This is a genomic window from Kitasatospora brasiliensis, assembly GCF_032654805.1.
GTDB classification, from domain to species: Bacteria; Actinomycetota; Actinomycetes; order Streptomycetales; family Streptomycetaceae; genus Kitasatospora; species Kitasatospora brasiliensis.
In genome coordinates this window covers 165,231-178,073 of record NZ_JAUOOW010000007.1, presented here as the reverse complement: position 1 = coordinate 178,073, position 12,843 = coordinate 165,231, and the positions used below count along the sequence as shown (strand labels likewise).

The 12,843-nt window shown below is 73.4% G+C and carries 8 protein-coding genes; 3 read left to right on the top strand and 5 right to left on the bottom strand.

Annotated features, from left to right (window positions below):
• Positions 1 to 30: 30 nt before the first annotated feature.
• From QWJ13_RS26760 to QWJ13_RS26745, 4 genes are all read right to left on the bottom strand, one after another.
• Positions 31 to 1,356: a M1 family metallopeptidase gene (locus QWJ13_RS26760; protein ID WP_316527615.1), complete on the bottom strand. Its 1,326-nt coding sequence runs from the start codon at positions 1,354 to 1,356 to the stop codon at positions 31 to 33.
• A gap of 47 nt (positions 1,357 to 1,403) precedes the next feature.
• Positions 1,404 to 5,366, bottom strand: a complete 3,963-nt coding sequence (locus QWJ13_RS26755; RefSeq protein WP_316527613.1) for a Pls/PosA family non-ribosomal peptide synthetase — start codon at positions 5,364 to 5,366, stop codon at positions 1,404 to 1,406.
• A gap of 379 nt (positions 5,367 to 5,745) precedes the next feature.
• Positions 5,746 to 5,874, bottom strand: coding sequence for a hypothetical protein (locus tag QWJ13_RS26750; protein ID WP_316527612.1), 129 nt, complete (start codon positions 5,872 to 5,874; stop codon positions 5,746 to 5,748).
• A gap of 342 nt (positions 5,875 to 6,216) precedes the next feature.
• The gene (locus QWJ13_RS26745; protein WP_316527611.1) at positions 6,217 to 7,392 is read right to left on the bottom strand and encodes an FAD-dependent monooxygenase; all 1,176 of its coding nucleotides are present in this window, start codon (positions 7,390 to 7,392) and stop codon (positions 6,217 to 6,219) included.
• 176 nt (positions 7,393 to 7,568) lie between these two features.
• Here QWJ13_RS26745 and QWJ13_RS26740 point away from each other — a divergent pair, with 176 nt between their 5' ends.
• The 3 genes from QWJ13_RS26740 (at position 7,569) to QWJ13_RS26730 (ending at position 12,059) form a co-directional block, all read left to right on the top strand.
• Entirely contained in the window at positions 7,569 to 8,174 is a 606-nt protein-coding gene (locus tag QWJ13_RS26740) for a TetR/AcrR family transcriptional regulator (protein ID WP_316527610.1), read from the top strand.
• Between the two features lie 293 nt (positions 8,175 to 8,467).
• A complete protein-coding gene (locus QWJ13_RS26735; RefSeq protein ID WP_316527609.1) occupies positions 8,468 to 10,090 on the top strand; it encodes an alpha/beta hydrolase in 1,623 nt (540 codons plus the stop codon).
• Between the two features lie 346 nt (positions 10,091 to 10,436).
• Positions 10,437 to 12,059, top strand: coding sequence for an FAD-binding oxidoreductase (locus tag QWJ13_RS26730; RefSeq protein ID WP_316527608.1), 1,623 nt, complete (start codon positions 10,437 to 10,439; stop codon positions 12,057 to 12,059).
• A gap of 49 nt (positions 12,060 to 12,108) precedes the next feature.
• On the opposite strand, the gene QWJ13_RS26725 is transcribed toward QWJ13_RS26730, so the two are convergent.
• Positions 12,109 to 12,837, bottom strand: coding sequence for an ABC transporter ATP-binding protein (locus QWJ13_RS26725; RefSeq protein WP_316527607.1), 729 nt, complete (start codon positions 12,835 to 12,837; stop codon positions 12,109 to 12,111).
• Between the last annotated feature and the right edge of the window lie 6 nt (positions 12,838 to 12,843).

Here is a 12,843-nt window from a genome sequence, read left to right as displayed (position 1 = left end):
AAGGGACGGCCGGACCCGCGGGCGGCGCGCTCAGTCCGCCGCCGGCGGCAGCTCCGGCCGCTCCAGCCAGGCCTCGAAGAGCGGCCCGAGCGGGACGGCGGTGTACCGGGCGGCGTGCGCGCGCAGGTCGGCGGTGGCGACCACGCCGTGCCGGTTGGCGCCCGTCCAGTCCCGCAGCATCGCGAAGAACGCGTCCTCGCCGAGCGCCCGCCGCAGCGCGTGCACCACCAGCCCGCCGCGCTGGTACAGCCGGTCGTCGAACATCAGCTTCCGACCGGGATCGCCGAGCCGCAGGTCCTGCGGCAGTCCGGCCAGCAGTCGGTGTGCGGCGGCCGCGTGCACGGCCGCGCCCGGACCGCCGGCGTGCTCGGACCAGAGCCACTCCGCGTACTTGGCGAAGCCCTCGTTGAGCCAGATGTGCCGCCAGTCGGCGATCGTGACGCTGTTGCCGAACCACTGGTGGGCCAGCTCGTGCGCGATCAGCCGCTCGCGCTCCCAGCCGCCGCCGAGGTGGTTGGTGCCGAAGGTGGCGACGCCCTGCGCCTCGACCGGGACGTCCAGCTCCTCGTCCGCGACCACCACCGCGTACTCGCCGAACGGGTACGGCCCGAAGACCTCGCCGAAGTACGCCGCCATCTCCGGCTGCCGGGCGAAGTCCCGGGCGAACGCGGCGGCCAGGCGCTCCGGCACGTACCCGGTCTGAGGCACCGCCGGGCGCACCGCCAGCGGCACCGGCCGGTAGTGCCCGACCGACACCGTCACCAGGTACGTCGGGGTCGGCGCGCTCTGCTCGTACACCCAGGTGGTGCTGGACGCCTTGGTGGTGCGGGTCAGCAGCCGGCCGCTCGCGACCACGGTGAACGGGGACGCCGTGGTGACCGCGATCTGGTACGTCGCCTTGTCGGCGGGCCGGTCGTTGCAGGGGAACCAGGACGGCGCGCCGACCGGCTGGCTCGCCACCAGCGCGCCCTCGGTCAGCTCCTCCCAGCCCAGACCGCCCCACGGGCTGCGCACCGGGCGCGGGTTGCCGGCATAGTGCACCTCGACGGTGAACGCCGCGCCCGGCGCGAGCGCCTTGGCCGGCCGGATCCGCAGCTTGCCGCCGCGATGGGTGTAGCGGGCGGCCCGGCCGTCGACCAGCACCCGGCCGATCCGGAACTCGGCCAGGTCGAGCGCGAACTCCGCCAGCGCCGCGTCCGCCACCGCGCTCAGCCGGGCCGAGCCGGCCAGCCGGTTGGGCCCGGGCCGGTAGTCCAGCGCCAGCTCGTAGCGGTGCACCCGGTAGCGGTGGTCGCCGCTGTTCGGGAAGTACGGGTCCGGGGCACCGGCGGCCGCGGGGGCGGGCTTGGACTTCACGGGGGCGTGCGCTTCCTGCGGGCCGGGACGAGGGGTCGGGGAGGTGGTCACGGCGTGGTCTGCCACGCCTCGATCGGGTTGCCCAGCCACCGCGTGTCGGCGGGGACGGACTCGGCGCGCATCACCAGCGAGGCCGGGCCCAGCGTGCTGCGCGCGCCCACCGTGCTGCCGGGCAGCACGATGCCGCCCGGGCCCAGGGTGGCGCCCTCGCGGAGGACCACAGTATCCATCCGCATGATCCGGTCGTGGAAGAGGTGGGTCTGCACCACGCAGCCCCGGTTGACGGTGACCCCGTCGCCGAGGGTGACCAGGTCCGCCTCCGGCAGCCAGTAGCTCTCGCACCAGACCCCGTGCCCGACGTGCGCGCCCAGCGAGCGCAGCCACAGGTTCAGCACCGGGGTGCCCGGCACCGCGCCGACCAGCCACGGCACCGCCAGCATCTCCACGAAGGTGTCCGCCAGCTCGTTGCGCCACACGAAGCCGCTCCACAGCGGGTGCTCCACCGCCCGGAACCGCCCGACCAGCAGCCACTTCGCCGCCACCGACACCAGGCAGGCCACCGCGCCGGCCGCCAGCAGCACCACACCCGACAGCAGCGCGGCGGTCAGCGGCGAGCCGGCCGCCAGCCAGGACAGCGCCGCCGCGGTCAGCACGCCCAGCGCCGCCGAGGCCAGCACCGGCACCAGCCGGCCCAGCTCCACCAGCCCGCGCGCCCACAGCAGCCGTGCGGGAGGCTCGTACGTCAGGCTCTGGTCGGCCTGGTCCGCCGAGCGCGGCAGCCGCATCGGGGGCATGCCCAAGTACGAGCCGCCCTTCTTCGCCTTCGCCGGCGTCGCCGACAGCACGCCCACCAGGCCGCGCTTGGGCACCGAACGGCCCGGCGCGGTCATCCCCGAGTTCCCGAGGAACGCCCGCTCGCCGACCTTCGCCTGGCCGAGCCGCACCCAGCCGCCGCCCAGCTCGTACGGGGCGATCAGGGTGTCGTCGGCCAGGAACGCGCCGTCGCCGACCGTGGTCAGGCTGGGCAGCGCCAGCACCGTGGACACCTCCGCGCCCCGGCCGACCCGCATCCCGAGCGCGCGCAGCCACAGCGGCGTCACCAGTCCGGCGTAGAGCGGGAAGAGCACCTCACGGGCCCGGTCCATCAGCTGGGTGACGGTCCACGCCTGCCAGCCCACCCGACCGTGCAGTGGATGGGTGCCGGGCACCAGACCGGTGCTCAGCAGCCGGACCAGCACCACCAGCTGCGCCGCGTACACCGCGCCGAACGCCAGTGTCGCGGGCAGCAGGCCGAGCAGCGCGCCGCCGAGGGCCGGGCCGAGAGCCTGGCCCTGGTCGATGAACCGGGACAGCACGGCCAGCGCGGCGAGCGCGGGCAACACCGGGAGCAGGTCGAGCACGGCACCGCTGGCGCCGTACAGCGAGGCCCAGCGGGCCCGGCGCGTCGGGCGCTCCTTGGGCCAGGAGCGCTCGGCGCGGCCCAGCTTGACGGCGGGCGCGCCGCCCCAGCGCTGGCCGGTCGGCACCTGGCCGGTGACGCTGGAACCGGCCGCCACCTGGGCGCGCTTGCCGATCCGGGCGCCGGGCAGCAGCGTCGAACGGGTGCCGACCACGGCGCCCGAGCCGATCTTGACCGGGCCGATCAGCAGCCGGTCGCCGTCCAGCCAGTAGCCGCACAGGTCCACCTCGGCCTCGACCGCGCAGCCGCGGCCCAGCTTCAGCATCCCGGTGACCGGCGGCATCGAGTGCAGGTCCACCTCGGGCCCGACCTTGGCGCCCAGCGCCCGGGCGTAGCGCACCAGCCAGGCACCGGACAGCGAGTCCGCGCCGCTCAGCTCGGCGAGCCGCTCGGCGGTCCACAGCCGCAGGTGGAGGGAGCCGCCGCGCGGGTGGCTGCCCGGGCGCAGGCCGCGCAGCAGCAGCCGGGCGCCGCCCGCCGCGATCGCCAGCCGGCCCGGTGGGGTGTACAGCGCGAGCGCGCCCGCGCCGACCCACCACCAGGAGGCGGTGGGCGCCCACGGGTAGTCGCCCAGGTGGCCGAGCAGGTTCCCGGCGGCCAGCAGGGCGACCGTCCAGCGTAGGCCGACCACGGTGAACAGCGGGAGCAGCAGGAGCAGCTGGAGCAGCTTGGCCCTGGTCGGCACCAGGGTGATGGTGCGGGCCTCGGCGCTCTCGCCGGCGGTGCGCTCCAGGTGCCGGGCGAGCTTGCGCAGCGTCGGGTGCTGGTAGATGTCCAGCACGGCCGCGCTCGGGTAACGGGTGCGCAGCAGGGTGGTCAGCCGGGCGGCGGCCAGGCTGCCGCCGCCGATCGCGAAGAAGTCCTCGCGCGGGCCGCCGACCCGGACGCCGAGGATCTCCGACCACTGCTCGGCCAGCCAGGCCTCGGTGCCGTACAGCTGCTCGCTCGGTCCCGCGGTCTCCAGGTCGGGCAGCGGCCAGGGCAGGGCGGCCCGGTCGACCTTGCCGGAGGTGCGGGTCGGCAGGGTCTCGACCGTCGCCAGCAGCGGGACGAGGGCGGCGGGCAGCTCGGCGCGCAGCCGCTCGACGGCCTGCTCGCGGTCGAAGCCGTCCTGGACCACCAGGTAGCCGACCAGCAGCTGGTTGCCGCCGCGCGCGGTCCGCACGGCCGCCGCGGCGCCCGCCACGCCGGGCAGCGCCTGGAGCGCCGCGTCGACCTCGCCGAGTTCGATCCGGCGGCCGCCGAGCTTGATCTGCTCGTCCGTGCGGCCGAGGAACAGCAGGCCGGCCGGGTCGGCCTGGACCAGGTCGCCGCTGCGGTAGGCGCGCTCCCAGCCCAGCGAGGGCAGCGGCGCGTACTTCTCGGCGTCCTTCTCCGGGTCGAGGTAGCGGGCCAGGCCCACCCCGCCGATCACCAGCTGCCCGGTACCGCCCGGGGCCACCGGCCGGCCGGCCTCGTCGACCACGGCGAGGTCCCAGCCGTCCAGCGGCAGACCGATCCGCACCGGGCCCTCGCCGGTCAGCAGGGCGGCGCAGGCGACCACGGTGGCCTCGGTGGGGCCGTAGGTGTTCCACACCTCGCGACCCTCGGTGACCAGGCGCTGCACCAGCTCGGGCGGGCAGGCCTCGCCGCCGAAGATCAGCAGCCGCACCTCGTTGAGCGCCTCGGCCGGCCACAGCGCGGCCAGGGTCGGGACGGTGGAGACCACGGTGATCTCCTGCTCGGCCAGCCAGGGGCCGAGGTCGGCGCCGCTGCGTACCTGGGAGCGGGGGACCGGCACCAGGCAGGCGCCGTGCCGCCAGGCCAGCCACATCTCCTCGCAGGAGGCGTCGAAGGCCACCGAGAGGCCGGCCATCACCCGGTCGCCGGGGCCGATCGGCTCGTCCTGGAGGAAGAGCGCGGCCTCGGCGTCCACGAAGGCGGCGGCGTTGTGGTGGGTGACGGCCACGCCCTTGGGCTTGCCGGTCGAACCGGAGGTGAAGATGATCCAGGCGTCGTCGGCCGGGGTGGGGCGGCGCTCCAGCGCGGGCGCGCGCTCCACGGTGGTGGCCAGGCCGCGCCCGGCGCCCAGCACGGCGGCGACGGCGGCCTCGCCGAAGACCAGCTCGGCGCGCTCGTCCGGGTCCTCGGTGTCCACCGGGACGTAGGCGGCGCCGGCGGCGAGCACGGCGAGGATCGAGACGTACAGGTCGTTGGTGCCGGACGGCACGCGGACTCCGACCCGGTCGCCCGGGCCGATCCCGGCGGTGGCGAGGCGGCGGCGCAGCTGCTCGACCTCGGCGGCCAGGGCGCGGTAGCTGAGCACGGCCTGCCCGTCGTCCAGGGCGGGCTCGTCGGGGTGGGCCCGCGTGGTGGCGTCCAGCACGTCGATCAGGGTGCGCGGGGCGGCGGCCGGGCGCCCGGGGAACAGGGCGAGGGCCTGCTGTCCGGCCTGGGCGGGGGCGGCGGGGACGGGGGCGGTGTGGAGGGGGTCGGTGCGGACGGGGCCGGCCTGCGCCGGCTCCTGCGGTGGCGTGGGGTACTGCTCCGGGTGGCTCGGTTCAGCTGTCATGGCAGCCTTGCGCTCCTCGTCCTCGCCCCGTTCCGACCGATGCCCGGCCCCTGGGGCGGTGGGAACACCGCTTGACCGGGTGATCCCACTCCGGGGCCGGAGCGGACAACCCGACCGATGGTAGCCCCGGGCCCGCGACCGGGCAGGAGTGGAAAGTCGGACCAACTCATGCGGAAATGACCGAATCTGACGTATTATCAGGCGATAACTGAGGCTCACTGTCATTGATGTGACGAGCGGTCAGTCGAATTGACGGAACGTCAGCTCTGGTTTTCGATCGTGATCCACACCACAGCGAATGCTGCTCCCTTCAGGTGGCGGGCCCGGGTTTCCGGGCCGGACGTCCGGTCCGGGCCCGGCCCGCCGTGCTGCCCGGCGATCAGCGGAACCGGTGCAGGTGCTCCGCAAGGAAGGCCTCCAGGGTGCGCGGAGCGCGGCCGACGAGCCGGAGGAAGGTGCCGTCCGGTGTCTCCTTGCGGACCGCCGCGAGCTGCTGGATCTCCCCCACACGGATGGTCGGCCGGTCCGGGATCCCGGACCGGCCGACCAGGTGGGCGTGCAGCTCGGAGGGCTCGGAAACCGAGGTGGCGGACCGGGCGACCGAGCAGCTCTTCCGGCAGCGCGGTGAGCTCCGGAGGCTGTGGGCCCGACCGCGGTGAGCCGATAGGTGCCGCCGACCGGGTCGGGGCGGGTGGGTGCCTCGGTCGCGGCGTCCCCGGTGTCCCGGACGTCCACGTGTTGCACCGCGCCTGACCCGGTGAGCCGTGCACCGCGCCTGACCCGGTGAGCGTGCACCACCCCGGCGGCGGCAATGCCGGGCGCCAGGAGCAGTACGGCCGAGGGTTCGTGCCTAGGCGGCGCGAGGGGTGATCGCGGGCGGCGTCCAGTCCGCGTGCCGGAGGACGGTGCGGACCATCGCGCCGGGCGGGGTGAGCCGGATCGCGGCGTTGCGCAGGCCGACCGCCAGCGGGTGGGCGAGCTGCTGGCCCATCCGGCCGGCTCGGCGGGCGTCGCGGGCCACGGTCTGGCTGCGCGGACGGCGGGCCGCGTCATAGCGGGTGAGCGCGCCCTCGACCGTCCGGGCCTCGGCGAGTGCCGCGGCCAGGGTCACCGCGTCCTCCAGGGCCTGGCAGGCGCCCTGGCCGAGATGGGGCGTCATGGCGTGCGCCGCGTCGCCGAGCAGGGCGATCCGGCCCGAGACGTAGGACGGCAGCGGGGTGACCAGCTCGTTGATGTCGTGGTGCAGCACCGCCTCCGGCTGGGTCGCGGCCAGCAGGGAGGGGATCGGCTCGTGCCAGCGCGCGAATCGGCGGCGGACCTCGGTCAGCGGGTCCCGGTAGCGGACCCCGGCCGGGGCGTTGAGAACGGCGTGCCACTCGGCGGTGCCGTCCGGGAAGGCGATGTGGCCGAACTCGGCGCCGTGGCCCCAGGTCAGTTCGAAGTCGGCCTTCAGCCCGTCGATCGGGCGCTCGGTGATCGCCCGCAGCACCGTCGAGCCGCTGTAGACCGCCCCGGGGTGCCCAGGGAAGAGGAGGCGCCGGACGCGGCTGTTGATCCCGTCGGCGGCCACCAGGAGATCGGCCTCCAGGGTGGTGCCACCGAGGCCGGCCCGGACCCGGAACGGCTGGGAGGTGTCCACCTGCGTCACCTCGGCGCCGATGACGAGGGACTCGACGGGCAGCGCCTCGCGCAGGATGCGGTGCAGGGCCGCGCGGGGGATGCCGACGATCGGGGCGCCCAGCTCACGCTCCAGCGCCGCACCGTCCATCGCGGCGAGGCGGCGGCCGTCCGGCGTGCGGGTGCCGCCGGTGTACTGGCGGCGCGCGGCCACCTCGATCGCCTCGCCGACTCCCAGGGCGGCGAGCGCGCGCATGCCGTTGGCGGCCAGCGAGATGCCGGCGCCCGCATCGTCCAGGACGGCCGCCCGCTCGACCACGGTGACGTCCCACCCCGCCAGTCGGAGCCCGATCGCGGCCGCCAGCCCGCCGATGCCGCCCCCGACCACCACCGCGCTACTGCTGCTCATGCCCGGTCCCTCCTGTGTCGCCTTGCCGTCTTCTACAGCTGTAGAAGGAGCGTACTACGGGGTGACCGACGGGCGAGGGTGGGGTGTGTGGCCGTCGGGGGTGGCGGGTGGCGAGCGGCGGCCCGTCGACCGGAGGGGGTGCACCGGGAGTGTGGTGCTGCCGGTAGAAAGGGGGGATGCGGCGAAACGAGGAGCAGAAGCGCGACGAATCCGGGCGGCCGGACCGGCGGACGGTGTTGGCGGACGCCGCGATCGGGGTGCTGGCCGACCTCGGCGTGCGCGGACTGACCCACCGGGCGGTCGACGCGGCGGCCGGGCTGCCGGCGGGGACCACCTCGGCCTATCTGCGGACCAGGCAGGCGCTGCTCACCGCGCTGGTGCGGCGGCTCGTGGAGCTGGACCAGGGCGAGCTGCACACCATGGGGGAGCGGGTGTCGATCCGCTCGTCTGGAGAACTGGCGGACGGTATCGGTGAGTTGATGCGCCGGCGACTGTCGGGTGACGGGCGGCGGCGCTCGCTCGCCCGGTACGCCTGCGCGGTGGAGAGCGTGCGCGATCCCGAGCTGCGCGAGATCCTCGTGCCGCGCGAGAACGCGAGCCGCGCCGCCGTCCGAGCGTTCCTCGCCGCCCAGGGCGTATCGGACCCGGACGGGCGGACCGCCACACTGTTGGCCTGCGTCGACGGCCTGGTCTTCGACCGGTTGGTGTGCGGCGGCGAGCCCGGGGCCGACGAGATCCAGGGGCTGGTGGCGGCAGCCCTGCGCGGGGCGGCCTCGCGGTAGTCCACCGACGCGAGCGCAGGGGGCCCGGCCGTCCGGCGATATCGGCGTTTCCGGCGCGCTTGGACCGGGAGGGAATCCCGCCCTGGAACGGTCCCGTCGTCCCGGTCGGCGGAGGGTTGATTGATGGACCGACGTGACCCAATGTCAGGTCAATCAACCGTCAAGTTGGTTCATTCACAGAATTTTCCAGTATCCGTCGCGCCTCAAGAAGAATATTTCGCTGCTCCCAGGTCTTCACAGGGAGATCTCAGACTGACAGGCTGGGGCCGCCCTTTCAGTACGGAGGAGGTTCCTTGTCCCGCATATCCACGTTGGCCGGAGCGGTCACCTGCGCGCTCGCACTTGTCACCGGCACCGCCGTCGCCGCGTCGGCGGCGCCCGTCGACCAGGCGCCGGGTCTGGCCGAGGCGAAGGTCGCCCCTGTCGCCTGGACGCCCTGTAACCCCGACCCGACCAAGCCGGACCCCGGCATCTACGACTGCGCCGTTTACCCCGTGCCGCTGGACTACGACAACCCGTCAGGTGACACGATCGGCATCGCCATGATGCGGCGGCGGGCGAGCGACCCGTCGAAGCGGATCGGCTCGCTGTTCCTCAACCCCGGTGGCCCGGGCGGCAGCGGCTACATGTGGGCGACGACCAACCGCTTCGGTGCCGAGGTGCAGTCCAAGTTCGACCTGATCGGCTTCGACCCGCGCGGTGTGGCCCGGAGCAACCCGATCAAGTGCTTCAAGACCCAGGAGGACGCCGACGCGGTCAACAACCGCCTGGTCGGCGTGCCGGTCACCAAGGCCGAGATCGACGAGACGCTGGACGCGGACCAGGACTACACCGACGCGTGCAGCAAGAACGCCGGCCCGCTGATCGAGCACATGTCGACCATCAACGTGGTCCGCGACCTCGACCGGATGCGCCGTGCCGTCGGTGACTCCCAGCTCTCCTTCGCCGGGTTCTCCTACGGCACCCTGATCGGTTCGACGTACGCCAACATGTACCCGAGCAAGGTGCGCGCGATCATCGTCGACGGCAACGTCGACCCGAACCTGCGCCTGCACAACGGCATGGAGTACGACCGCCAGCGCGCGGGCGGCTTCGAGCTGGCCCTGGACGAGTTCCTGAAGCGCTGCCAGGCCGCCGGTGCCCCGCGCTGCGCCTTCGGCGAGGGTGACACCCGGGCCAAGTTCGACCAGCTCCGCGACCACCTGCGGACCAGCCCGATCACGCTGCCGAACGGCTCCCAGGTGACCCTGAGCAGCTTCACCGGCGAGGTCGCCGGCGCCCTGTACTCGCAGGCCAAGCTGGCTCCGCTGGCCAAGTCGCTCCAGGCGACCTACCAGGTGTTCCAGAAGCCGAACGCGGCCGCCGCCCTGGTGGCCCCGCAGGCGAACGTCTCGGACGAGGACGCCAACCTGCTCTCGGTGGCCGTCCCGAGGGCGGCGCTGCGGGAGGCCCCGGTGGACTCCGAGTACAGCGCGGACGACTCCTACATGGCCGTCAACTGCCAGGACAAGCCGTACCCCTCCAACGACCGGCTGTTCGCGAACGCGGCCAAGGTCTGGGAGAAGGAGTCGCCGACCTTCGGCCGCTACCAGGCCTTCGACGCGCCGGCGTGCGCGAGCTGGCCGGCCCCGGCCCGGGACGCCGAGCGCTTCTCCGGCCCGTGGAACAAGAAGACCTCCAACACCGTGATGGTGATCGGCAACCTCTACGACCCGGCCACCCAGTACAAGTTCGCCCAGCGGATGCAGCAGGAGCTGAGCAACGCCGTGCTGGTCAGCGTCGACTCGATCGAGCACTGCGCGGTCGGCCGCAGCAAGGCGCTGAACGAGCTGGTCACCCGCTACCTGGTGGACGGCACCGCGCCGAAGCCCGGCCAGCTGCTGAAGCCGGACGCGGAGATCTTCCCGGCGGTCTGACGGAACGGCCCCGGGTGGCCCCGGGGATGAGGTGACGGTCGTGGTGGTCGGCGATGGAGCCGACCACCACGACCGTGCTTTTCGGGCGAGCTTCAGGACGGCCCGGCAAATGCGGCAGTGGATCGTCATCGAACCTCCAGGGAGAGGATTTCCGGCGAGTCGACGGCGACCATAGCCCACGGCACCGACAATCGACTTCCGACGAGAGCGCCGAGGTCAGCGCCAGGATGAATCCCAAGAAATGACGTACTGTCACACTATTCATTAAGAGATTCCCACGGTCGGAAATCCGTGTTAGCGTGCGGCCGCCAGCTGCTCGCGAGCTACGGGAAGTGGGGACCGGTCAATGCAGTTCGAATTCTCCCGGCGGGGATTCCTCGGCGGCGCCGGCGCGGCGGCCGCCGGGATCACCGCGGGTTCCGCGGGCGTGGCGGCGGCCGAGGGCGCGCATCGGGAACTGCCGAAGGGGCAGTCGGTCCTGCCGGGCGATCCGCGCTACCAGACGCTCAGTCAGGGGTTCAACCAGCGCTGGAGCAGCAGCCCCGCCTACATCCGGCTGGTGGGCAACGAGGCGGACGCGGTCGCCGAGGTGAACCGGGCGTTGGACCGCGGGCTGCGGCCGACGGTCCGCGGCGGCGGGCACTGCTACGAGGGTTTCGTCGACAACGACCGGGGCGTCATCCTCGACCTCAGCACCATGCGCGGCGTCGCCGCCTCGACCGACAAGTTCGGCCGCCCCACGTACAGCGTCGAGGGCGGCGCGACCAACTGGGACGTCTACACCACGCTGTTCCGCGAGCACGCCGTCACCCTGCCCGCCGGATCCTGCTACTCGGTCGGCGCGGGCGGGCACGTCTGCGGAGGCGGGTACGGTCTGCTCTCCCGGCGGCACGGGCTCACCGTGGACCACCTCGTCCAGGTCGACGTGGTCACCGTTCGGGGCGGCACGGCAGTGGTGACGAAGGCGCACCGCGAGGACGCGAAGGGGTCGCCCGAGCAGGACCTCTTCTGGGCCCACACCGGTGGCGGCGGCGGGAACTTCGGGGTGGTGCTGCGGTACCACTTCGCGTCGGACGTGCCCCAGCCGCCGCCGCGGGTCTGGCTCAGCAGCGTGGCCTGGCCCTGGACCGAACTGCTCCAGCGGCCCGCCGACTTCGAGACCCTGGTGAGCAACTTCGGCGCCTTCATGGCCGAGCACAGTGACCCGCAGGAGTCGGTGTACCAAGGGCTGTTCGCCATCCTCAAGCTCACCCACCACTCCAACGGCAACGTCGTCCTGCTCAGTCAGTGGGACGGTGAGGACCCGGCCCCGCTCGACGCCTTCGTGGCGGCCGTCGAACAGGGGGTGACGACGCCTTCGGTGGCGCAGACCCGGCCGGCCGGCGGGCTGTTCCTGCCCTACCCGGAGAAGCGGCGCCAGCTGCCGTGGTTCCAGGCGACCATGACGCTCAACCCTTCGGGTGACAACGAGCGCGGCAAGTACAAGTCGGCCTACCACCGGGAACCGTTCGCCCCGGCGCAGATCGCCTCTTTCTGGGACTGGCTGGTGCGGGACGTGGAGGGAGCCGACCTCTCGGACACGCTGATCCAGATCGACTCCTACGGCTGCCGGATCAACACCCGCCGCCCCGAGGAGACGGCCGTCCCGCAGCGCGACTCGATCATGAAGTTGCAGTACCAGACCTACTGGACCGATCCGGCGGAGGACGACAAGCACCTGGCCTACCTGAGCGGGCTGTACCGCGACGTCTACCGGGAGACGGGCGGTGTCCCGGAGATCGATACCGCGACGGACGGCGCCTACGTCAACTACCCGGACACCGACCTGGGCACCGTCAACCAGCCCGACCCGGCCTATCCGCGCCTCTACTACAAGGGCAACTACCCGAGGCTGCAACGCGCCAAGGCCTACTGGGATGGGGAGGAGGTGTTCCACCATGCCCAGTCGATCACCCCGGCCGCGAGCTGAGGCCTGAGGCCTGAGGCCTGGATCGGACCCCGCCCCACGCTCCGCCCCGCTACGCGGCGCGCTCCGTCCCCTCCTCGACGATCCGCCCGTCCCGGACCTCGATCACCCGGTCGGCGAGCCCCATCAGCGTCGGGTCGTGGGTGGCGACCAGCACCGTGACGCCCTCGCTGCGCACCACCGCGCGCAGCAGTTCCATGATCGAGCGCCCGGTCTCCGAGTCCAGCTGGCCGGTCGGCTCGTCGGCGATGATCAGGCTGGGTTCGTTGGCCAGCGCGCGGGCGATCGCGACGCGCTGCTGCTGTCCGCCGGAGAGCTCGCCGGGGCGCTGGTTGGCGTGGTTCGCCAGGCCGACCAGGGCGAGCAGGGCGTGCGCGCGCTCCTCGCGCTCGGCGGCCGGGGCCTTGCGCAGCCGCATGGGCACGCCGACGTTCTCGGCGGCGGTGAGCATCGGGATCAGCCCGAAGGACTGGAACACGAAGCCGATCTGCTCCCGTCGCAGGGCGAGCCGGCCGTCCTCGTCCAACTCGGCGAGGTCGACGCCGTCCAGGGCGATGGTGCCACTGGTGGGCGTGTCCAGGCCGCCGACCAGGTTGAGCAGGGTGGTCTTGCCGGAGCCGGAGCGCCCCTTGAGCGCGGCGAGCTCGCCGCGGGCCACGGTGAACGAGACGCCGCGCAGAGCGTGCACGGCCCGCTCGCCGGTGCCGAAGCTCCGGCGGAGGTCGGTCACGGCCACCATCGGTGGGGTGGTGGTTGCGGTGGCGGCCTGAGGCTGCGTCATGCGGCG

Bases quoted from the DNA above. Each gene is read 5' to 3' on its own strand.
- QWJ13_RS26745 (WP_316527611.1), bottom strand. From the start codon at position 7,392: ATGAGCAGCAGTAGCGCGGTGGTGGTCGGGGGCGGCATCGGCGGGCTG.
- QWJ13_RS26730 (WP_316527608.1), top strand. From the start codon at position 10,437: ATGCAGTTCGAATTCTCCCGGCGGGGATTCCTCGGCGGCGCCGGCGCG.
- QWJ13_RS26755 (WP_316527613.1), bottom strand. From the start codon at position 5,366: ATGACAGCTGAACCGAGCCACCCGGAGCAGTACCCCACGCCACCGCAG.
- QWJ13_RS26740 (WP_316527610.1), top strand. From the start codon at position 7,569: ATGCGGCGAAACGAGGAGCAGAAGCGCGACGAATCCGGGCGGCCGGAC.
- QWJ13_RS26725 (WP_316527607.1), bottom strand. From the start codon at position 12,837: ATGACGCAGCCTCAGGCCGCCACCGCAACCACCACCCCACCGATGGTG.